This is a genomic window from Corallococcus silvisoli (assembly GCF_009909145.1).
GTDB lineage: Bacteria > Myxococcota > Myxococcia > Myxococcales > Myxococcaceae > Corallococcus > Corallococcus silvisoli.
Genome location: NZ_JAAAPJ010000011.1, coordinates 261,299 through 280,829 on the forward strand (window position 1 = coordinate 261,299; position 19,531 = coordinate 280,829).

Below are 19,531 nucleotides of genomic sequence, written 5' to 3' on the forward strand. Positions count from 1 at the left end.
CTCTGCCGTGCGCCGCGGTCAGAGGCATTGGAGAAGAAGCGTCGGCGCGGGTCCTCCGACTACAGCGGCAGCAGGTCGGCTTGGAGCGCGACGCCCGCGGTGATGCGGGTGCCCGTGAGTCCCGGCACCGGTGCGCCCCCGGCGGGCACGTGCGTCAGCGTCAGGCCGGCCGTCACCCTCTGCACGGTGACGGAGGCGCCCAGGGACATGCCCAGCCAGGTGCCGCTGACCTCCCCGGTGCGGCGGCGCAGCACCGGGCCCGCCTCCACCGTGCCCAGCACCAACTGCGCGGGCGTGTGCACCTGCCACCAGTGCAGGGCCACGCCCGCGTCCGCGCGCAGCGACGTCCAGGAGGTGCCACTCGCGGAGTCGAGGGACGCGCCCGCGGCGAGGTAGCCGCCCACCGTCAGCGGCAGTGCGCCGCGCGCGCCCAGTCGGTGGAGGCGCGCTGCCGCGCTCAGGCCCAGGCGCCCACCGGGGCGCAGCAGCAGCCCACCGGCCGCGTCGGGGCCGTCCCCGGTGACGCTGGGGGCGACGTGGGCCAGCGCCTGGAGGGAGACGTGCTCGCTCCACCGCGAGTACCCCACGCTCAGTGCCAGGGGGCGCGGGTTGCCCCCGGGCGCGGCCGGGTTGAGGAGCCCCTGCGCGGTGGCCGTGGCGACGATGGAGCTCCACGCCGGGTAGCCCGCGGAGTCGGAGGGCGCCACGTCCTCCTGGGCGCGGGCGGAGTTGGACAGGAGGAGGGACAACAGCAGGACGGCGGAGGGGAGCTTCGACACGGGGGACCTCGGGGGCGGGCGCGCGGGTAGAGCCCTGCCGTCCGGCGCCCAGGCCGGCAGGTGGTGAGAGGGATGGATGGGGTGCGGGGGCTACTTGCCGTCGCGGGCGAGCAGCAGCCAGCGCAGGTGCCGGACGGTGGCGCGCGCGTGGTCGTAGAGGAGCACCAGGTGCTCGACGACGTAGAGCTCGCGGTCGGGGACGAAGGTCGCGGCGCGCCGCTCCTCCAGCGCCTGCCGAAGGTACACGGCGAGGTCCAGTGCCTCCTGGTAGGCATCCACCAGCGCGTCGCGCCCGTTGTGAGGCTGGAGGGGCACTCCGTATCGCGCGCGGCCCTGCGTGTCACGGGCGCGCGCGTCCTTCTGCACCAGCCGCCAGATGGCTGGCATGGACCAAGGCGTGAGCGGGATTCCACGGGCGCCGCCGCGCGCCTCGTCGCGCTCCAGGTCCTGCACCACGAGGTCCCAGACGGCGGGCTTGTCGTTGGCCACCGGGGGCGGCTGGGGCTCGAGGTGGTCAGCCACGGGACACCTCCGGCTTTCGAGCGAGGACGCACGGCGGGATGACCCCGGCCCTGAATCCCTTCCACTTCGATTCGCCAGCAGCACGGAACACGTCCAGCGACCTAGTTGAGCGGTCGCGGGTCCGCTCCATTCCACAGTTCAGGCACTTCCGGATGGGCTGCTTCTGGCCCTCGACGTCACCCTCAACGGCGTACGCTCGGTGCTGCCACATGTGCCCGTTGCTACCCACGGGACTCCTCCTCCCCGGGCAGCGAGAGATCGCGGATGCGCATGGCGAGGGCCCGTGCGAAGTGGGCCACCGGAGAGGGTGCCGTCTCCAGGAGACGCGCTGCCCGCGCGCGCATGTCCTCCGCCCCGAGGCGGGCCCCATCGAGCACACCAGCGGCGAGGACGCGCCGGGCCAGCTCGCCGTCCACCAGGTCCTGCACCTCCGGCACCGGCAGCTCCGGGTACGCGGCCCGAAGGACGGAAACCGCAGCGCCCTGCTCCGGCGTGGTGACGTGCAGCGCAGGCCAGAGGCGCTCCAGGGCACGCTTGACGAGGATGGACACCGCGCACGACTCGCCCACCTCATCCGCCAGCGCGGTGGCGATGGCCTCTATGTCGCCATGCGAGTGCATCACTCCCATCGCGTTGACGCACGCGGAGTTGCCCTCCGCATCCCGCCAGCGCCAGACGGGGTTGCCGTAGGCGCGGGTCCACCCATTGAGCCGCATGCCGGAGTCCAGGAGCGCGCCCGTCATCCGGCTCAACGCGCGCTTCTCCTTCTGCTGCTCCTTGAGCGGCGGTACCGCGGGGCGCACGTCCAGGGCGCTCAGCATCTGGAGCGGCGGCGTGGCGGGCGTGCAGGCGCAGTCCGCCGCCGGGAAGTCGCATCGCGAGCACATGCGGATGGCACCAGCCATCGTCACCGGGGCGGAGCACTTCTCGCAGCGGGGGCGCTCCGGCACGGGCGTCGTCGTGGCGGGCGGGTCGGTGAGGGCGAGCCAGAACGCGAGCGGCCGGGTGATGACAACTTCCTTGTCGTCGTCGTCAGGCTGGAACAGCCAGGTTCGCGCCTCCTGGGCGAGTCCCGCGACCTGCGCGCGGAGCGCGTCGCACTCGGACTCGGCGCGGGTGGTGATGCGCTCCCCATCGGCGCCGCACGGCTCGTCATCGAGGTGGCAGGCCAACTCCTGGAAGGCGTGCTCGGAGATGTCGTGGCGGTCGCCCAGCAACGTGAGCGTGGCGCGGGCGCTGCGCAGGAGGTCCAAGGCGTCGTCGCGCTCTTCCTTCAACTCCGCGACCCGGGCCTGAAGCCCAGGGACGAGCGCTGCCGCGTCCATCGCCGCGCTCGTCGCATGCGTCTGCACGCGCAATTGCTCCTGGAGAGCATCAGCCCTCTCGCCCCCTTCCTGGACATCGCGCTCCAACTCCGTCACGCGGGAGCTTCGCGCGGACAGCTTCGCCTCCAGCTCCGCCACCTGGGAAGCGCCGCGAGCGAGCTCTTCGAGCGCAGTCCATGCCGCCTTGCGACGGCGCTCGCCGGAGCACTGGTTGATGGCCTCGCCCACGGCATTTCTCAAATCGTTCGTGTCGCTCATCACGTCACCTCGTGCTACGAGAGGGCGCGCCGCCGTGACGGCGCGCGGGGAGAGGGCGGGCGGCCTGTGCTGCGCCGCCCGCGGCACGACATCGGTGGCCTACGGGATAGGGAGCGGCTGCAACTCCCCAGCGGCGACGGCGAGCGCGATGGCGACGGCCACTGCCATGTCCTTCGGAGTGACGTTGGGCCAGCGGTACTTCGCGGCGCGTGAGGCGTAGGTCTCCGTCAGCGTCTTTGCCTGGGGAGTCCCCTCGGTCACGCGGATGGTCCAAAGCCGCACCAACTCGGCGCCCTTGTTCGGGCCCCCGGGCGGCGGCCGGCACCAGTACTCCTCGCGCGCGCGGAAGTGCGCGAGAGCGTCTGGAAACGCCTTGAGGTCGTCGGTGGGCACGCCGGGGATGTCACCCAGCATCAGCGTCTGCACGAAGGCCGTGCTCAACTGCGCCATTGCACACTCCACCTCGGCTTCGGTGAGTGGGACGCCAGGCTTCAGGTCGACTCGCTTTCCGAACGCTGCCACGAGGTTGTTGAGCAGGCGTCGCGCATGGTTGTAGGTGATGCCCGAAAACGGCTGACGCAGGCCCGGAATCTCCGTGCCGACGTTGAGCGGTGAGAAGGGGGTGGCGAAGGCGGGGAGCGACCAGCACAGCAGGACGACAAGCAACGACTGCAGCGTCTTCTTCATGGGGTGGAACCTTTGGGGAAGGAGGGGCCGCGCGCCTGGAGCACTCCCAGGCGCGCGAAGAGAGAGGCGGGCCGCCATGACTGCGCGGCCCGCGACAGCCGTTGCTGCGAGGGGGGACTACGGCGCGGTGTAGACGTCCTGCCCGCGGATCACCGTGCGCAGCACCGTGGCGGCACGCACCGTGGCGGCATCAGCGCCGATGACCTTGCGATCCACCTCGACCCACGACGCCGGGTAGCCCGGCACCAGCATGCCGCCCACTTCGCGGCGGGCCTGAGCGGACTCGCGGGTGGCCGCGATGACGCCCTGCTCGGCAGTCAGACGCTCCGACGGATCCCAGTGCTCCATGACCTGGGCAATCCACGCGAAGGGGCTGTCCACGCCCGGCGCAATGGGACCGAAGCCGTCGCGCCCGAAAGCCAGCCGCACCCCACGGGCCATTACCGACGCGTAGGGGGACGCGCGTCCCGCCTCGGTGGCCGTCAGGTACTCGTCGATCACGGGCTTGAGTTGGATGTGTCCCGGGTTCTGCACGAGCGGCCATCCGAGTTGGGCCAACCCGTCCACGGTCTCCGGATCCGCCATGTCCCAGTGCTCCATGGTGCCGCACTGGCCCTGCATGTGCTCCTCTTTCGCGACGTCCAGCGCGAACTGGGCCGCCGCGCTGCCGTAGGCGTGGATGATGCTGCACGCGTTCGGCGTGCTCTTGACCCGCCGGTACGCCGCCGCCATCTCCGCGTGGGAGAGGTTGCTGTGTCCGAGGTACCCAGGCGTGTAGATGGAGGGGCACTGCTCATCCGAGTTGAGGTATCCGCGCTTGGACCAGCCGATGCAGGCCTTGAGGCCGCCATCCGCGAAGCTCTTGATCCAGAGCTTGCCGCTGGCGGCGCGCAGTCCCTCGGGGCAGACATCCGTCGGGGACAGCGGGAGGCACGCCACCGTCAAGTTGACGGGATGGCTGACGAGCGCCTTCACCGCGGCGGCGCGCGTCGGGCTGTACTCGAAGGGGATGTCCAGCGCGGACACGATGCCCACCGAGGCGGCCACGTCGAGCCAATGCGTGTACTGGGCCGCGAAATAAGAGTCAGGGTGCCGAGTTGCCATCGCCGCGAAGACGAGCGCCTGGGCCCCCACTTCGTGCACGAAACCGTCCAGGCTCCCGTCTGCCGCGCGTCCATACAGACCGCTGTAGGGGTCCGCGTCCCAGATGCTGATGCCAGCGGCATTGAGTGCCGCATTGTTCGCGAACTGGCCATGCCCCTCGAAGGCGTCAAACCCGGTGACGGGGTTGTTCGGCGACGCCAGCGACAACTCCACCCGGATGTTGCGGCCGTGGCTACTCAGATAGAACTTGCGCCCGAAGAGGAACACGGACCACGCGCCGGCGGGGCGCTGCTGGGCGCAGATCGAGGCGAACGTCCGCACCTCGTCGAAGGTGGGGTCCATGTTGAGCACCGGGATGCCGTCAGCCCCGATGACCACCTGCCCGTCCTCGTCGAAGGTGGGCACGAAGCACAACTCGGTGGCCGCCTCGAAGGGGAAGAGCATGTGCTCGTGCGCATCCACGAAGCCGGGCAGCACCTGCTTGCCGTGCAGATTCTCAACCTTCGTGCTCGGGCCGCGGAAGTTGAGGACGGAGGCGTTGGTTCCAACCCAGATGATGGAGCCGTTCTTCGCAGCCACCGCCTGAGCGTGCGGCGCCGTGGGGTTGGACGTGTAGACGTCCGCGTTGAGGATGATGCGATCCGCATACGTGCGCGGGATGCCACCCAGAGTGGACTGCTCGGGCTGACTGGCGAACGTCGGGGTTGCCGCGAGGCATGCGAATGCCAGCGCGGCGATACGCGAGAGGAAAGACATACGACTCCAGTGAGTTGTGTGGGTTTGCTGCGTGCTGCTGCGCTGGCGGGCGACCTCGAGTCGCCACTGCCGGGCCCACGCCCACGTCAGCGTCCTCTACCTGCTCGGTACATCACCCCGGCGAGCTCCGGGCACTGCGTTCGCTGCTACTCCCCGTCCCCGTACCCGTACCCGGACCCGGACCCGTCCCCGTCCCCGTCCCCGTCCCCGTACCCGTCCCCGTACCCGTCCCCGTACCCGTACCCGTACCCGGACCCGTCCCCGTACCCGGACCCGTACCCGGACCCGGACCCGGACCCGGACCCGGACCCGGACCCGTACCCGTCCCCGTACCCGGACCCGTCCCCGTACCCGGACCCGTACCCGGACCCGGACCCGTACCCGTCCCCGTACCCGTACCCGTACCCGTACCCGGACCCGGACCCGTCCCCGTACCCGGACCCGTACCCACGCGTGCCGCCGCTCACTTGCGCGACTCCCACGCCGTGATGGCCTCGGCGGTGCAGTCGGCCACCAGCACGACGCCCGGGACCTCGACGCGCCCGGGCAACTTCGGCCCGACCCGGCTGTCGCCCTTCGGCCCCACGGCGGCGAGGCCCACCTCACCGCCGGAGTCCTTGCCGTAGTAGAGCGCCTGGCGGGCTCCCTCCAGCACCGCGTGCCCGTCCTTGCGGTCGTAGTCGATGAGCGTCCCCTGGAGCACGCGCGCCCAGTTGCTGCCCACGGGCTTGGAGATGACCACCACCTGCTTCGCCTTCGCCGCCGTCTTCTTCGTCGTCGCCATGACTGCCTCCTGCTGCTGGGTGAGTACTGCGTAGAGAGCTCGGAGTGGGCTGGAGGGGGTGTGCCCGTCCACTCCGAGCGGGCGCGCGACAACCGCGCCGCGAAAGGCCCGACGGCACCATGCCGTCGGGGTGCAACCTCGTGCGCTGTCGCACCGTGCCCTCAGAGCCGAGAGAGTCGGAACGCACGCTGCTGCGTAAAGGCCCGGTGGCCCAATGCCACCGGGGTGCGTCACCTGCGTGTTGGTGGCCGTGCCAGCGCACGTCCCCGGGTGCTCCCGGCACGCAGGCTCCGCGACAGTTCAGGCCGCCTCAGCGGCGACGACAGCAGCCAGGCTCGCGGCGTGCGGCTGGTAGTCCGTCTCACCGTTGGGTTCGTCATCGCGCGCCGGGCGCACCGCCACACACCGGCTGCTGTGGCCGCCCTCCCACCGGAGCTTCGCCACGCGTCGTCCGTGCGCACTCGCAGGAGTACCGACCCAGTAGAACTCGCCGTAGCCGCTCACGGTGATGCACCACAGGTTGCGCGTGGTGTCCTTGGCCACAGCGGCGTACCGGTCGGCAATGCGCTGCTGCGTCTTCGCCACCTGCGTGCCTGAGTGCTTGCAGGCACGCACCTTCACTCGCGCCTCACGGACCCAGCGCTCCAGCATTTCGCGCCCGTCACGCTCCATCGACTCATAGACGCCCTGCTGCGTCTGCTTCATGGCTACCCCTCCGTGTTCCGCCAGTAGATGCCCTCAGTGACGGGGACCCCCGCCACCTTCGACTGCCGCTCAAGCTCCGCCCGAAACGCCGCCTCCACCTTCGCCATCTCCTCGTCCGACTCGACGCGCAGGTAGCCCTCCCACAACTTCAGCACCTGCCGCGTGGTGAGACCGAGCACCACCGCCGCGCCCCCGAACTCCAACCGCGAAGCGTCCAGCACATCGCGGAACTCCAACACCAGCCGAGCCACGCTCGACTCGGCGAGCACCAGGCGCGGCTTCACAGGAGCGGCACGGACAGGGACCCCGGCCTCCAACTTCGCCAGGAGGTTCGGCCAGTGCTGCGCCATGAAGTCCCGCCGCACCACCAACCGCGTGGGGTACACCGTGCCGTGCGGCGAGTTCTCCGGCTCGTCGCACTCGCTGAAGACAGCCACCGGCAACCACATGTCCCGCTCGTCAGGCGTCCGGAAGAGCATGGCCTTGCCGCTCCGCGCACGACGTTTTCCGAAGGCCCAGAGCGTGATTGTGGCCGGACAGGACACGTCAGCCTCCCGCCCCGGGCTCTGGCGGCGTGGCCAGGCGGCGCTCCACCTCCGCCTGCAACTGCTCCAGGTTCGCCCTCATGACCGGCGCCCACTTCGCCTTCGGCTGCTCCGCGAGTTTCGCGTTGGCGAGGTCGAGGGTGGCGCCCAACTCCGCGTCCGTGAGTCCGTTGGCCGCCTTGCCCTTGTGGGGGCCGAAGGCAACGAGCACTGCGACGGCCTCGGGCTTTGCGAACGTGTGGACCTGGGCCGGGCGCGACTCGCGGGGCGACTCAGCAACAGGTGCTCGAAGTTCGCCCTGAACATCCATCACCGGCAGAGTGGATGCCGGCAACGCCGGCTGTTCATGCTCGACGGGTTGGGACTCGACAACGCGCGGTTCGCGCTTCGACTTCGTGGGGGGCTCCGTAGGCGCCGCGGCTTCCAACTCGTCCGGGTCGTACGTGCCGGCGAGCAAGTCTGGGTAGACGGCGCGGGCGAGCGCTGCGGAGCACCGGGCGCGGAGCATGGCGTCCGGGTACTTCCTCCAGTTGTCCCGTCCCCCGAGGCCCGCCGCCGTGGCTTGCTCCATCGTCCAGGAGAGCGACACCTCCGCCCCGCCAACACGCCTCGTCTTGTACGTGGCTCGCTTAGGGGTGGACTCCGCCAGGGTGAAGTACTCGCACACCTCACGCCGAGCGATACACAGGCCCACCATGAGGTCGGCCGCCATCACCGGCTTGCCGTCCATGACATGGATGCTGCGCAGTGCCTGCATCGGCCCCAGCCCGAACTCGCGGCCGGTGAGCAGCACCACGAGCACGTCTCCCGGCTTTCCGTGGAGCGCGCGCGGGATGAGGGAGCTTCTCGCGAGTTGCTCCGCCGCCCGCATCGCTCCACCCATCACCTCGGGCTCGAACATCGCCAAATCCGACATGGTCACGACTCCAAAGGTTTGACGTTGCATTCCTACGTATCAGGCCGGTCTGACTCTCAGGCCGCAACCAGCGCGCGCTTCCTCGCCCACCACAACTCGCACTCGACGGAGGAGCGTAGGAGCACCTCTTCCAGGTCCAGCGCCGCGAGCCGCGTCCGCGCCGCCGTGTACGCCACCTGCTGCTCGCGCCAACTCCGGTCCGTCTGCGCACTGCCGTCCGGCGCCAACCGCTCAATGGCGTCCTCCGCGGCGCGCATGCTCTCTGACTCCATGGCCTGCGCCCGCTCGATGCGCTCCATCTCATGGCGCAGGTACGGGACGTCGGCCTCGGGGCGGCAGTGGCCCGCGCGCAGGTGCGCCTCCAGCGCGGCGAGCACGACGTGGAGCGGCTTCATTGTGAAGCCTCCAGGAGGTTGGCCTTCGCGCGCTTCACCGCCGCCTCGACGCGCATGATGGCGGCATCCGCCTTGAGGTAGGCCGCTCCACGGCACGTGCACCACGGAGAGGCAGCTTGCTTGAGCTTGAGGGCAGCGCGGCGCTCCAACTCCGTCGCCTCTGACAGCAACTCGCTGGGGTTGATGGTGGACATGGCGGCCTCCAGGAGGCGGGGCCCGTCTTGGCGCCCCGCCGGAGTGGCTCGGTTAGTGGTCGGAGCTCCGCGGCCTGGAGACGAACTCCATCCGGACGATGCCGCCGAACTTGCCCACCGCATCCTTCGCCTGCTGCTCGCTCGGGAAGCGATAGGGATTGGCGGTGTTGAAGCCGAGGAAGAACTCGTCGCTGCGCTCGTCGTACTGCACGACCTGCGCGCTGTTGGGCCCGGCGCCCTCCACGATGAAGCACGTGAAATTCAGCATGGTCATTACCCCCTGTGCTGCGTGTCTGCCCTGCGGTGCTGCCCTGCTGGCGTCTCCGGTGGCGACCACCGAACTCCCGCTCCGCTACCGCCTCGCCCGACCGCCTCAACGAGACCGACAGTACGGCATCTGTTTGCTGTTTGCAAGCTGCAAACAGCAGTTTGCAAACACGAAGTATGCAAACTACATTTGGACCCACCACCAGCTGCCTTGAAGGAGGCGATGTGCGACAGTCCGAAGCCATGACCCTGACCCCCAAGCCCCCCGCCCGGAAGAAGACGGGCACCTACGCGTTCCGGCCTCCGCAGGACCAGGACGCCTGGCTCTCCGCGAAGTTGGAGTCCGGTTGGGGCCAGACGGAACTCCTCACGGAGGTGATGGCCCTGCACCTCCGATTGGAGGCCTCTCTCGACAGCCACGCCGAGGCGATCTCGGCCTTCCGCCAGCGCGAGGGACTGCTCCCGCGCTACGAGGGCGACACGGCTGGCCTCCACGAGGCACTGGCCCGACTGATGGTGCGCGGACTGGAGGCCGAGGGCGTCGCGGCAAAGGCCGCCAAGAAGAGCGGCCGGTAATGAGCGCGCCGCGCTCAACGAGGGCAGCTCGGCACCGCCCGCGCCCGCGGAGCCTCATCCGCGGGGATGCGCCGTGCTGCGTCCAGGCGGAGTCGGTTGCGTGTGACTGCGGCACCGCCTGGGCCTGCGAGCACCACGGAGAGACACACCGGCCCCACCCGGAGGGCTGACACATGGCCTGCACCGCCCGGGACCGCGACATCCGCCCAACGCTGCGCCAGGAGGTGGCACAGCGGTCCCCAGGAGCCCGCGTCCTCGACGAACTCGGGCTCGCCCATGGCATCTGCCGCGTGGACGTGGCGTCCGTCACCGCGGACTGCCTCCATGGCTATGAGCTCAAGGCAGACCGGGACACGCTCACCCGGCTGCCGGCGCAGGTGGTGCGGTACAGCGCCGTCCTGGACCGCTGCACCCTCGTCGTCGGGGACGCGCACTTCCAGGAGGCACTGCAGGTGGTGCCATCCTGGTGGGGCATCCTCCGCGCGAGCGTTGACCTCTTCGGCATCCGCTTCGAGCAGGTCCGCAACGGGCAGGCCAATCCCGCGCCAGACGCACTCGCCACCTCCCGGCTCCTGTGGCGCGGAGAAGCGCTGTCCATGCTCGAAGAGTTGGGCGCGGCGACTGGGGTCCGCTCGCAACCGCGCAACGAGGTCTACCGGCGGCTCATCAGCGTGTTGCCGGAGGAGCAACTTCGCGCACGCGTCCGCCAGGTGCTGCTGACGCGCAGTGCGTGGCGAGGGTCTTGACAGCCGCGCAGAACCGGCGCACCTTGCCTTTCGTTGTTCGCAGTACTCGCTGGGGCTTCGGCCCAGGTAAGCAGCGAGCATCCACCTCAGCCGGCACGCCCGGCACCATTCAGAGCCACAGCCCGCGAGGCATACCCGTGCGACGGGGTGCAGCCCGGGAGGCGGCTCCGGCACCGCGCCCGGCGTCTTACCTCGTCGGGCGAGGGTGCCGTCTTTCCGAGGTGGCGCCATGTCAGCACAGCATCCACAGACGCAACGTGCTGGCATGGCGCCTGTCCTCCGGCACCTCGCTCACGGCCTTGACTACGTGAGCGAGGACGCCGTCTTTCAGGGGCGGCCCACGCCGAGCCGCGAAGCAGCCTCCGCCGGCACCTCGTGCGCGAATGGGGCCATCGATGTTTCACGCTCAGTGACATTGCCAAATGCCGCCACGCACCGCGCAATGGCATGCATTGCCATGACACATACCCGCGGCGAAAGTTGCGGTGGGCAAGCATCTCGGGCGCAGTTGATCAGCGCGCCCGCGCCCTCTGGAAACGGCACTCGCGGCAACTCGCGCAGCTCCAGCCGAGCTTGCTTGGAAAACAGCGAGCGCACGGCCACAGAGTGCGATTGCAAGCGAAAAGTGAGGCCAATCGCTTGCGAGCCAAACAAGCTCTTGGTACATGTATCAGTAGTGTTGTCCGACCGTGGCACGGCTGGTGCCGGGGGCGCGGTGGGTCGGCGACATGCTCCTCAGCAGCGACAGGCAGCAGCGACAGGCAGCAGCACGGACATCGGATTTCGTCGTGGCCTCAATACTGCACGCACGTGCAGAGACACGACACCCGGGGGATACGGTGAGCGACGAGGGCATCGCCGACAACATCGAAGCGATGGTGCGGCGTGAGGTGGAGCGAGTGCTTGGCGTGCGGCGTACCGCGCCGGCGGCCAATGACGGGGGCGACGAGTTGTTGTCCCAGGCAGAGGCTGCTGCGGAGGCGCGCTGCTCCGTCAGCACCATCCGCGCGTGGCAGGCCAAGGGCATCCTTGGCAGGTACGGCCCAGGGCGCGCGGCGCTCGTGAAGCGCAGCGAGTTGTACGCACCGAAGGCCCAGGCTGCGCGCTCGGATGCGAATGCCGACGCGAAGGCTGACGCCATCATCGCCCGGCGGAGGGCGCGCTGATGGGCAACATCTACCGGAGGTCCGACTCGCCGTACTGGTGGGGCTGGTACTACGTCACGCTGACAGCATCGCCCGGTGCCAAGGCGGCGCGGAAGCGAGTCACCGTCTCACTGGAGACGGGAGACGAGGAGCAGGCGCGCCGCACGCTGCGCGCGCTCGAGCGCAAGGTGGAGGCGGCGAAGGCGCAGGGCTTGAGCGCGACCGGCCCAGTGACGGTCTCTGCGTACACCACAAGGTGGCTTGCTGGGCGCGAGGCTCGCGGCATCGCCAGCGTCGACGACGACAAGGGACGTTTGGCGCACGTGCTGCCGTACCTGGGGGAAATGGAACTCTCCAAGGTACGCCACGTCCACGTCCGGGACGCCATGGCCCATGTGAAGGCGAAGATGCATGCCAAGGAGATTGCGCCCCGCACCGTGCGGCACGTGTACTCCGTGCTCCGGACGATCTTCGCGGATGCGGTGGTGGAGGAGTTGATTGAGGCGTCCCCGTGCAAACTCCGCGAGCGGCGGGGGGAAATCCCGCCCGCGGAGGATGCCGACCCGCTCTGGCGCGACTCCGCCGTCTTCGAGCGCGACGAAGTCCTGGGGCTGCTGATGGACCGGCGGCTGCCGCAGGTCCGGCGCGTCACCTATGCCCTCGCGTTCGTCGGATCCACGCGCTTTGGCGAGACGGCCGCGGTCACCTGGGCGGACTGGGACGGCGTGTCAGAGCCGCTGGGCAAGCTGTGGGTTACGAAGTCGTACGACCACAAGAAGCACGTTGTGAAGGGCACGAAGACGGGGGTGACGCGGCAGATGCCGGTCCATCCCGTGCTCTCCGCCATCCTCGCGGAGTGGAAAGGAACCGGTTGGGCTCGCACCTTCGGCCGGACACCCCGCGCGGAGGACCTCATTGTCCCAGCGCCCACCGGCATCCACCAGCGCCCCCAACACACCCTGCGCCGGCTGCACCGGGACTGCGCGACGCTCGGCATCCGCATCCGCCGGATGCACGACGCCCGCCGCACCTTCATCAGCCTGGCCCGCGCCGACGGCGCCCGGGAGGACCTGCTGGCCTGGGTGACGCACGGCCGGAGGCCCGGAATCATGGCCGCCTACACCACGCCACCGTGGGGCGCCCTCTGTGCCGAGGTGGCGAAGCTGAAGCTCCAACCCAGAGAGGACGCGATGACGAGCTGCTACGGTGGTGTTACGGAGGATTCTGGCAAAAAAAATCCCCTGCAAACCCGAGGGCTTGCAGGGGACAAAGTGGCGAGGAGTACGGGACTTGAACCCGTGGCCTCCGGCGTGACAGGCCGGCGTTCTAACCAACTGAACTAACTCCCCACAAAATCTATTGGGCGGAACAGGGATTGAACCTGTGACCATCGCCTTGTAAGGGCGCCGCTCTACCGCTGAGCTATCCGCCCTGCGCGGCCCCGCCGTGATTCAGTGAGGCGGCTTGTACCGTCCCTATCCGGCCCCGTCAAGCATACGTTTTCGAGCCCCCCGCGCATTCCGTTCCACCTCCTTTTCCAGGGGCGGATCCGGTCCCGCGGATCCGCCCTAGCCTGCCCGCACCTTCCACCGCCGCACGCGGCGGCGGGACCGGGGAATCAACAACCCGGCGCCCACCAACAGGGCCACCGGCACGAACACCAACAGCGTCTGCATCATCGCCTCCATGCGCCCGAACATACGGACCCCGTCTGACATCCTGACGGGGAGTTCGTGACTTTCAGGAAACGACAATCCAACCGGCGGGTTTCCGGTCGCCCCGGAGACAGGGCGGCCGGCACCGGGCTCGAGCGGCTACTCGCCCCGCCGAGGACCGCCCCGGCCCCCCGGTCCCGGGCCGTGATGGGACCGCATCTCGGACTGGAGGAGCGCCTGGGCCTGGGTCTTCTGGGCGTCCGTCAGGACCTGCTCGGCCTCCTGGTACGCCGCCATGTCATTGGCGCGCAGCTCGTCGAACAGGCCGTGGGCCTTCTCCCAGTTGGCGCGGCGGGCCGCATCGTCCTGCGTGCCGGTGTCGGGCGGCGGTCCTGGAGGCCTCGAGCCCTGCTCACCGCCCCCCGGCGGCGGGGACGGCCGCAGTGCCTCCAGGGACGCCTTCACCGGCGCGTTCTTCGCGTCCAGCGCGGCCTGGATCCGCTCCAGGCTCGCGGCCTGGGTGTCGGTGAGGGCGAGCTCCTGACGGTGGTCGAGCAACAAGCGGACCCCCGACTTTCGCTCGAAGGGTGGCGGCCGGTGCTCGCCCTGGGCGGTGCCCTGCGTCGTGGGGGTCGTGGATGTTGCGAAGGCGGGAACGGCGAACAGCAGGCCCAGCATGAACAGGTGGCGCTTCATGGTGATGCTCCTCCAGACGTGCGCGTGAAGACCGCACCCGGAAGCCGGGGCCTGGCGGCGCGTGGACACCCTGGGGAACCGACTGGGAGGGGTTTGTCCCCCACGGCGTCCCGTGCCGTGCAGGCCCGGGGCTCCCGGGCTGACCGTGCGCAAGGTGCTCCGCCCATGTGCCGCGAACATGTCCCGCGTGTTACCGATTGTGTTTCGAGCCGCGACGATGCGTGAAGCCGCCCATCCCGAGGGCAGGAGGGAGGGGGAACGGCGGGTCGGTCGTGGGGGGCCTCGCGTGGGGCGGCGCCGGGTGCGTAGCATGCGCGCCCCTTGGACGGATTCGCGCGCATGACGGATGGTGGACGGCCCCGGCGCTGGTGGCCCTGGGCCCTGGCGGCGGTGGCCGTGGGCGCCTGGGTGCTCCGGGCGCTGCCCTTCTTCCACCGCGCAGGGGCGCTCGGCTACGTCGTCAACTACGACGAGGGCGTCTACTACGCGGCGTCCGCGCTCCTGTGGAAGGGGCTCCTGCCCTACCGCGACTTCCTCTTCGTGCACCCGCCGGGCGCGCTGCTCCTGGGGGCTCCGGCCGCGGTGGTGGGCGCGTTCGGGGATCCAGCCGTGGGGTTCGCGCTGGCGCGGTGGCTGGCCACCGGACTGGGCGCGGTGAGCACCGTGCTGGTGGGACGGCTGGCGATGCGCGCCTGGGGTCCCGTGGCGGGCGTGGTGGCCGCGCTGGCCTACGCGGCGCACCCGGAGGTCGTCACCATGGAGCGCGGGCCGTTCCTGGATCCGCTGCTCAACCTGTGCGGGCTGGGGCTCGCGAACGCGTGGCTCCTGCCCTCGGGCCGGGCCCCCCTGCCCCGCCGCGCGGCCATCGCCGGGGTGCTGGCGGGCGTCATGGCGTCGGTGAAGGTGCTGGGCGGCATCTGGGGCGCGGCGGCGCTCGTGGCCCGGGCGCCCGGTCCTCGCTGGAGCCTGGCGCGGCGGTTCGTGCTGGCCGCGTCCTTCACCGTGCTGGCGCTCGTGGGCCCCCTGGCGCTGCGGGCCCCGGGTGCCTTCGTCCGCGACGTGCTGTGGTTCCAGTCCGCCCGCCCCGAGGATGGCGTCACGTCCCGCTGGGAGCGGCTTTTGGAGATGACCCACGAGCGGCGCCGCTACGCCCTGCTGCTCGCGGCGGTGGGCCTGTGCGTGGCGCTGGCGAGGGCCGTACGCCGGAGCACCCGCGAGGAGGCCGCGCCCGAGCGCTTCGTGGCCGCCACCTACCTGCTCACCGTGGCGGCGTACCTCGCCGCGCACAGCTACTGGTCCAACTACAACGCGCTCCTCGCGGGCCCGGAGTCGCTGCTCGCCGGACTGGGCGCGGCGGCGCTCGTGGGCTTCGCCGCCGCGAGGGCCCGGCCCGTGGGAGCGGTGGCGTTCGGACTGGTCCTGCTCGGGCCGCTGTACTCGGTGCGCGAGGCGCTGCGCGGCGCGGAGATCCGCCCCCCAGAGCAGGTCCTCCAGGCCCGCTACGTCCGCGCCCAGGTGCCCCCGGACGCGACCCTGTGTGGCTTCGAGCCAGGATGGGGGCTGCTCGCGGGGCGGCTGCCCCCCGTGCTCCCGGGACAGCCCGTGCCGGTGGATCCGTACGCGCTGATGCTCCAGGACGCACTCGCTTCGGGGGCGCGCTTCGCGGACGCGGCGGCGGCCTTCGCCAGCCCGGACTCGCAGCGGAGGATGCTCGCGCTGCTGGAGCAATGTGACTTCACGCTCCTGGGCGCGCGCGGCCAGTGGCAGTTGTCCGCCGACAGCCACCGGTGGTTCGCCGCGAACCACGCGAGGAGCGTGTCCCCGGAGTCCCCCGCCGTCGAGCTGTGGCGCCGTACCCCACCGCGGCCCGGCGCCGCGACCGGGTCGCCTCCGTAGCGTCCAGGTCCCACCGCCTCTCGGAGCACGCCCCGCACCACGGCCCATGCCCTTCCGTGTAGGCCGTGCCTGGGAACCCACCGTGCGCAGGACCAGCTCCGTCGAAGGACCGTCCGGGCCGTGCACGCTCGCCTTCCTTGACGCCCTGTCCGAATCAGGAGAGGACCCGAGCCCATGCCCTACACCCCCATCGTCGCCACGCTGGGCTACGTGATGTCGCCGGATGGCCAGCAGGTGCTCCTCATCCACCGGAACACGCGCCCGGACGACGCGCACTACGGCAAATACAACGGCCTGGGCGGCAAGATGGACCGCGACGAGGACATCGCCGCGTGCATGCGCCGGGAGATCCGCGAGGAGGCCGGCATCGAATGCACGCGCATGGCCTTGCGCGGCACCCTGTCCTGGCCCGGCTTCGGCAAGCACGGCGAGGACTGGCTGGGCTTCATCTTCCGCATCGACGCCTTCGAGGGCACCCCGCTGGAGAAGAACCCCGAGGGCTCGCTGTCGTGGGTCCCGGTGGCCTCCATCCTGTCGCTGTCGTTGTGGGACGGGGACCGGCACTTCCTGCCGCTCGTGTTCGACGCGGACCCGCGCCCCTTCCACGGCGTCATGCCCTACGAGGGCGGCCACGCGGTGAGCTGGTCCTTCACGCGGTTGTAAGGCCACCGACGGGGCGTCCCGCGCCCCACGCTCGTGCCAGCCCGCCCACTGTTTTGGGGCGCGCTTCACGCTCCGGCCCGCTACAACAGCCGCCTCCCATCTGGGACCCACGTGAAGGAGCGCGGCATGGACCTCATCGGACAGCTCTCGCAGCAGCTTGGAGTGGATGGCACGCAGGCACAGGGGCTCGCGGGCTCGCTCCTGAAGATGGTGCAGGGCACGGTGCAGGAGAAGGTCGGCCCGGACGCGGCCCAGCAGTTGGAGCACGCCATCCCGGAGCTCCAGGGCTGGAAGCAGGCCGCGGCGGAGCAGGCCCCCGCGGGTGATGGGGGCGCCCTGGGCGCCCTGGGCGGCATGCTCGGCGGTGGCGGTGGGGGCGGCCTCATGGGCGCCCTGGGCGGCGCGGCGGCCCACGCGGGCGAGGTGGCCAGCGTGGTGGCCATCCTCCAGCGATTCAACCTGGACGCGGGCAAGGCCACCCTGGTGGCTCCACTGCTGCTCGACTTCCTCAAGTCTCGGTTGGATCCGGGGCTGGTGACCAAGGTCCTCGCCGTGGTGCCCATGCTCACGGGCGGTGCCGGCGGTGGAAGTGGCTCACAGGGCGGCGGGCTGGGCGGGATGCTCGGCGGGCTCCTGGGCGGCTGAGGTGCCCCGCCCCCCCTGTCAATCCGGGGGGCCTACAGCGCCATCGTCCCGGCGATGATCTCCTTCATCACCTCGGACGTCCCTCCTCCGAGGGTGAGCATGCGCACGTCGCGCCACGCCCGCGCGATGTGTGATTCCTCCACGTAGCCCATGCCGCCCAGGAATTGCTGGCAGTCATACGCCACGCGCTGGGCCAGGTCCGTGGTGAGCAGCTTGGCCATGGCGATCTCCTTCACGGGCTTCTGCTTGCGTTTGCGATTGAAGAGCTGCACCGCCTGATACGTGAGCTGCCGCGCCGCCTCCACCCGCGTGGCGTGGTCCACGAAGGTGTGACGCCAGACCTGGAAGTCCACCAGCCGCTGTCCGAACGCCTTGCGCTCGCGGCCGTAGCGGATGGCTTCACGCAGCAGCCCGTCCATCACCGCCACGGTGTGGAGCGCCGTCACCAGCCGCTCCGCGTGGAAGCTGTTCATGATGTGGAAGAACCCATCGTTCTCCCGGCCCAGCACGTAGCGGGCGGGGATGCGGCAGTCCTCGAAGTAGAGGATGGCCATGTCCGACGAACGGTGGCCCACCTTCTGGAGCTTCTTGGACACCGCGAAGCCCTTCACATCCGTGGGCATCGTCACCAGCGAGATGCCCGGCGCCCCCTCCCCTCCCGTGCGCACCGCCAGCACCAGGAAGTCCGCGCGGGCGCCGCTGGAGATCCACGTCTTCGCGCCCTGGATGACGTAGTCGTCGCCGTCCCGCTTGGCCGTGGTGCGCAGCCGGGCCAGGTCCGAGCCCGCGTCCGGTTCGCTCATCGCCAGCGCCGCGATGCGCTCCCCCGCGAGCGCGGGGGCCAGGAACTCGCGCTTCTGCTCGTCGGTGCCCAGCTCGTTGATGACCGGCGTGGCCATCTGTCCCTGCACCATGAGCGACATCGCCACGCCGCCATTCCAGGCGCGCGCCAGCTCCTCCGCGAAGGCGGCGACGTACCAGTAGTCCAGCCCGCTGCCGCCATACGCGGGATCATGGTTGATGCCGAAGAGGCCCAGCTCACCGCAGCGACGGTACACGTCGCGGGGAAACTCGCCGGCCTGGTCCCACGCGAGCGCATGCGGGGCCAGCTCCTGCTCGACGAACTGGCGCACCGTGCGGCGGAACGCCTCATGCTCGGGGGTGAAGCGCTCATCCATGGCGGGGATGCTGTCAGGGCCATCCCCGCGCTTTCAAGTCGCCTGGCCTGCCGCGTGCGCGGATGAACGCGGGGTGTCCCGCGTCAGGGAGCGCCGCGGGCGTCCCGCGTCTTCAAGCACCGCGCCCGGGCTACAGCGGGAGCACGGCCACCCGGATGCCCGCGGTGAACAGCGCGTGGAAGCCGTCATCCACGTGGGTCAGCCCCACGTCGCGGGTGCCCACGCCGGTGATGTCCAGCGTCTGCGTCCCGGTGCGCACGGTGTACTGGCCCACGGACGCGGTGATGATGGGACCCACCGACAGGCCCCGGGTGATGCGGATATCACCGCCCAGCGTGATTCGGGCGAAGGTGGGGCCCCGGTCCGTGACGTGCGTGTCCAGGTTCGCCGGGAGGACCACCCCCGGCGAGACCTGCACCTGCGTGTTGCCCTGCACGTGGCTCTTGAGGAACTCCATGCCCGCGCCCAGGCCGATCCACGGATCGAACCGCATGTCCGGCGCCACGTGGTAGCGAACCTCCAAGCCGACGCGCCACTGCTCGGTGGAGCAGTCGAAGCCCTCCGGGCACGACAGCGCGTTCGTCTTCGTGAAGACCTTCTCCCAGCTGCCCCACGCGCCCACGTAGAAGCGCGGCGTCGCGCGGAAGCCCACCTCCACGATGACCGGGATGGACACCTTCGCGGAGTCGGTGATCTTCAGGTTCTCCAACGTGCCTGCCGGACTCAGGCCGTTCTTGTAGACGTAGCCCACGCCAAAGCCCGCGTTGCCGCTCGCGGCGAACTCCGGCCCCACGCGCCCATGGCCCCGCACCGGCTTCGTCAGCTCCTCCGTCGTCATCTCCGTCTGCGTCGTCGTGGTCTCCGTCCGCGTCTCCGTGTCCTGGGCACGCGCGGACGTGGTGACTCCCAGCGCGACGGCGAGCGACAGCGTCCAGCGGAACGGCGAGTTCATCGAGATCATCCGGTACATCCTCCGTGTTCGGGATGGAGGCGGACGGAAGCAAGCCCCGGGCGCGGTTAGAAGCAACCAACCTGAGGTGCTCGCCGCCATTCGACAGACGGCCCCCTCGAGCGACCATTCGCGGACACGAACC

23 protein-coding genes and 2 tRNA genes are annotated in these 19,531 nt (G+C 70.2%); 7 read left to right on the top strand and 18 right to left on the bottom strand.

Features of this window, described 5'->3' with window-relative positions; all coding sequences use genetic code 11:
* Positions 1-59: 59 nt before the first annotated feature.
* From GTY96_RS23070 to GTY96_RS23090, 5 genes are all read right to left on the bottom strand, one after another.
* Entirely contained in the window at positions 60-779 is a 720-nt protein-coding gene (locus GTY96_RS23070) for a hypothetical protein (RefSeq protein ID WP_161665817.1), read from the bottom strand.
* A gap of 90 nt (positions 780-869) precedes the next feature.
* Positions 870-1,301 carry a hypothetical protein gene (locus GTY96_RS23075; RefSeq protein ID WP_161665818.1) on the bottom strand — a complete coding sequence of 144 codons (432 nt, stop codon included), beginning with the start codon at positions 1,299-1,301 and terminating at the stop codon, positions 870-872.
* 221 nt (positions 1,302-1,522) lie between these two features.
* Complete coding sequence (locus tag GTY96_RS23080) at positions 1,523-2,884, bottom strand: hypothetical protein (RefSeq protein WP_161665819.1); 1,362 nt, start codon at positions 2,882-2,884, stop codon at positions 1,523-1,525.
* A 99-nt stretch (positions 2,885-2,983) separates the two neighbouring features.
* Positions 2,984-3,571 (bottom strand): hypothetical protein, encoded by a 588-nt coding sequence (locus GTY96_RS23085; protein WP_161665820.1) that lies wholly within the window; start codon positions 3,569-3,571, stop codon positions 2,984-2,986.
* Positions 3,572-3,688: 117 nt separating this feature from the next.
* Positions 3,689-5,431, bottom strand: coding sequence for an amidohydrolase family protein (locus GTY96_RS23090; protein ID WP_161665821.1), 1,743 nt, complete (start codon positions 5,429-5,431; stop codon positions 3,689-3,691).
* Between the two features lie 24 nt (positions 5,432-5,455).
* On the opposite strand from GTY96_RS23090, the gene GTY96_RS23095 reads away from it, so the two are divergent.
* Positions 5,456-5,920 (top strand): hypothetical protein, encoded by a 465-nt coding sequence (locus tag GTY96_RS23095; RefSeq protein WP_161665822.1) that lies wholly within the window; start codon positions 5,456-5,458, stop codon positions 5,918-5,920.
* Here the strand turns inward: GTY96_RS23095 and GTY96_RS23100 are convergent.
* The 7 genes from GTY96_RS23100 to GTY96_RS23130 form a co-directional block, all read right to left on the bottom strand.
* Complete coding sequence (locus tag GTY96_RS23100) at positions 5,895-6,215, bottom strand: DUF6948 domain-containing protein (protein WP_161665823.1); 321 nt, start codon at positions 6,213-6,215, stop codon at positions 5,895-5,897. The two genes, GTY96_RS23095 and GTY96_RS23100, sit on opposite strands and share 26 nt — an antisense overlap.
* 300 nt (positions 6,216-6,515) lie before the next feature.
* Positions 6,516-6,920, bottom strand: a complete 405-nt coding sequence (locus GTY96_RS23105; protein ID WP_161665824.1) for a hypothetical protein — start codon at positions 6,918-6,920, stop codon at positions 6,516-6,518.
* A 2-nt stretch (positions 6,921-6,922) separates the two neighbouring features.
* The gene (locus GTY96_RS23110) at positions 6,923-7,399 is read right to left on the bottom strand and encodes a hypothetical protein (protein ID WP_161665825.1); all 477 of its coding nucleotides are present in this window, start codon (positions 7,397-7,399) and stop codon (positions 6,923-6,925) included.
* A gap of 67 nt (positions 7,400-7,466) precedes the next feature.
* Entirely contained in the window at positions 7,467-8,381 is a 915-nt protein-coding gene (locus GTY96_RS23115; RefSeq protein WP_161665826.1) for a hypothetical protein, read from the bottom strand.
* 56 nt (positions 8,382-8,437) lie between these two features.
* Positions 8,438-8,776, bottom strand: coding sequence for a hypothetical protein (locus GTY96_RS23120; protein ID WP_161665827.1), 339 nt, complete (start codon positions 8,774-8,776; stop codon positions 8,438-8,440).
* A complete protein-coding gene (locus tag GTY96_RS23125; RefSeq protein ID WP_161665828.1) occupies positions 8,773-8,970 on the bottom strand; it encodes a hypothetical protein in 198 nt (65 codons plus the stop codon). Before GTY96_RS23125 ends, GTY96_RS23120 begins: the two co-directional genes overlap by 4 nt.
* Positions 8,971-9,022: 52 nt before the next feature.
* Positions 9,023-9,238, bottom strand: a complete 216-nt coding sequence (locus tag GTY96_RS23130) for a hypothetical protein (RefSeq protein ID WP_161665829.1) — start codon at positions 9,236-9,238, stop codon at positions 9,023-9,025.
* 224 nt (positions 9,239-9,462) lie between these two features.
* On the opposite strand from GTY96_RS23130, the gene GTY96_RS23135 reads away from it, so the two are divergent.
* The 3 genes from GTY96_RS23135 (at position 9,463) to GTY96_RS23145 (ending at position 11,725) form a co-directional block, all read left to right on the top strand.
* Positions 9,463-9,813 (top strand): hypothetical protein, encoded by a 351-nt coding sequence (locus tag GTY96_RS23135; protein WP_161665830.1) that lies wholly within the window; start codon positions 9,463-9,465, stop codon positions 9,811-9,813.
* A gap of 173 nt (positions 9,814-9,986) precedes the next feature.
* Entirely contained in the window at positions 9,987-10,559 is a 573-nt protein-coding gene (locus tag GTY96_RS23140) for a sce7726 family protein (RefSeq protein WP_161665831.1), read from the top strand.
* Positions 10,560-11,398: 839 nt separating this feature from the next.
* Positions 11,399-11,725, top strand: a complete 327-nt coding sequence (locus GTY96_RS23145; RefSeq protein ID WP_201756309.1) for a MerR family transcriptional regulator — start codon at positions 11,399-11,401, stop codon at positions 11,723-11,725.
* 1,251 nt (positions 11,726-12,976) lie between these two features.
* Here the strand turns inward: GTY96_RS23145 and GTY96_RS23150 are convergent.
* From GTY96_RS23150 to GTY96_RS23160, 4 genes are all read right to left on the bottom strand, one after another.
* Positions 12,977-13,053 (bottom strand) — tRNA-Asp (locus GTY96_RS23150).
* 11 nt (positions 13,054-13,064) lie between these two features.
* A tRNA-Val gene (locus GTY96_RS23155) sits at positions 13,065-13,136 on the bottom strand.
* A gap of 136 nt (positions 13,137-13,272) precedes the next feature.
* Positions 13,273-13,404, bottom strand: coding sequence for a hypothetical protein (locus GTY96_RS38335; protein ID WP_255442781.1), 132 nt, complete (start codon positions 13,402-13,404; stop codon positions 13,273-13,275).
* A 114-nt stretch (positions 13,405-13,518) separates the two neighbouring features.
* Positions 13,519-14,055, bottom strand: a complete 537-nt coding sequence (locus GTY96_RS23160; RefSeq protein WP_161665832.1) for a Spy/CpxP family protein refolding chaperone — start codon at positions 14,053-14,055, stop codon at positions 13,519-13,521.
* Positions 14,056-14,394: 339 nt separating this feature from the next.
* On the opposite strand from GTY96_RS23160, the gene GTY96_RS23165 reads away from it, so the two are divergent.
* The 3 genes from GTY96_RS23165 (at position 14,395) to GTY96_RS23175 (ending at position 17,259) form a co-directional block, all read left to right on the top strand.
* Positions 14,395-15,951, top strand: a complete 1,557-nt coding sequence (locus tag GTY96_RS23165; protein WP_161665833.1) for an ArnT family glycosyltransferase — start codon at positions 14,395-14,397, stop codon at positions 15,949-15,951.
* Between the two features lie 174 nt (positions 15,952-16,125).
* Complete coding sequence (locus GTY96_RS23170; protein ID WP_143906743.1) at positions 16,126-16,614, top strand: NUDIX hydrolase; 489 nt, start codon at positions 16,126-16,128, stop codon at positions 16,612-16,614.
* Between the two features lie 111 nt (positions 16,615-16,725).
* Positions 16,726-17,259, top strand: coding sequence for a DUF2780 domain-containing protein (locus tag GTY96_RS23175; RefSeq protein WP_328700973.1), 534 nt, complete (start codon positions 16,726-16,728; stop codon positions 17,257-17,259).
* Positions 17,260-17,291: 32 nt separating this feature from the next.
* Here GTY96_RS23175 and GTY96_RS23180 read toward each other — a convergent pair whose 3' ends face one another.
* Entirely contained in the window at positions 17,292-18,437 is a 1,146-nt protein-coding gene (locus GTY96_RS23180) for an acyl-CoA dehydrogenase family protein (RefSeq protein WP_143906738.1), read from the bottom strand.
* A 130-nt stretch (positions 18,438-18,567) separates the two neighbouring features.
* Positions 18,568-19,398 (bottom strand): hypothetical protein, encoded by an 831-nt coding sequence (locus GTY96_RS23185; protein WP_143906735.1) that lies wholly within the window; start codon positions 19,396-19,398, stop codon positions 18,568-18,570.
* Positions 19,399-19,531 lie beyond the last annotated feature (133 nt).

Bases quoted from the DNA above. Each gene is read 5' to 3' on its own strand.
- GTY96_RS23185 (WP_143906735.1), bottom strand. From the start codon at position 19,398: ATGATCTCGATGAACTCGCCGTTCCGCTGGACGCTGTCGCTCGCCGTC.
- GTY96_RS23140 (WP_161665831.1), top strand. From the start codon at position 9,987: ATGGCCTGCACCGCCCGGGACCGCGACATCCGCCCAACGCTGCGCCAG.
- GTY96_RS23105 (WP_161665824.1), bottom strand. From the start codon at position 6,920: ATGAAGCAGACGCAGCAGGGCGTCTATGAGTCGATGGAGCGTGACGGG.
- GTY96_RS23080 (WP_161665819.1), bottom strand. From the start codon at position 2,884: ATGAGCGACACGAACGATTTGAGAAATGCCGTGGGCGAGGCCATCAAC.
- GTY96_RS23120 (WP_161665827.1), bottom strand. From the start codon at position 8,776: ATGAAGCCGCTCCACGTCGTGCTCGCCGCGCTGGAGGCGCACCTGCGC.
- GTY96_RS23115 (WP_161665826.1), bottom strand. From the start codon at position 8,381: ATGTCGGATTTGGCGATGTTCGAGCCCGAGGTGATGGGTGGAGCGATG.
- GTY96_RS23160 (WP_161665832.1), bottom strand. From the start codon at position 14,055: ATGAAGCGCCACCTGTTCATGCTGGGCCTGCTGTTCGCCGTTCCCGCC.
- GTY96_RS23100 (WP_161665823.1), bottom strand. From the start codon at position 6,215: ATGGCGACGACGAAGAAGACGGCGGCGAAGGCGAAGCAGGTGGTGGTC.
- GTY96_RS23110 (WP_161665825.1), bottom strand. From the start codon at position 7,399: ATGCTCTTCCGGACGCCTGACGAGCGGGACATGTGGTTGCCGGTGGCT.
- GTY96_RS23130 (WP_161665829.1), bottom strand. From the start codon at position 9,238: ATGCTGAATTTCACGTGCTTCATCGTGGAGGGCGCCGGGCCCAACAGC.
- GTY96_RS23085 (WP_161665820.1), bottom strand. From the start codon at position 3,571: ATGAAGAAGACGCTGCAGTCGTTGCTTGTCGTCCTGCTGTGCTGGTCG.
- GTY96_RS23170 (WP_143906743.1), top strand. From the start codon at position 16,126: ATGCCCTACACCCCCATCGTCGCCACGCTGGGCTACGTGATGTCGCCG.
- GTY96_RS38335 (WP_255442781.1), bottom strand. From the start codon at position 13,404: ATGTTCGGGCGCATGGAGGCGATGATGCAGACGCTGTTGGTGTTCGTG.
- GTY96_RS23180 (WP_143906738.1), bottom strand. From the start codon at position 18,437: ATGGATGAGCGCTTCACCCCCGAGCATGAGGCGTTCCGCCGCACGGTG.
- GTY96_RS23125 (WP_161665828.1), bottom strand. From the start codon at position 8,970: ATGTCCACCATCAACCCCAGCGAGTTGCTGTCAGAGGCGACGGAGTTG.
- GTY96_RS23165 (WP_161665833.1), top strand. From the start codon at position 14,395: ATGACGGATGGTGGACGGCCCCGGCGCTGGTGGCCCTGGGCCCTGGCG.
- GTY96_RS23090 (WP_161665821.1), bottom strand. From the start codon at position 5,431: ATGTCTTTCCTCTCGCGTATCGCCGCGCTGGCATTCGCATGCCTCGCG.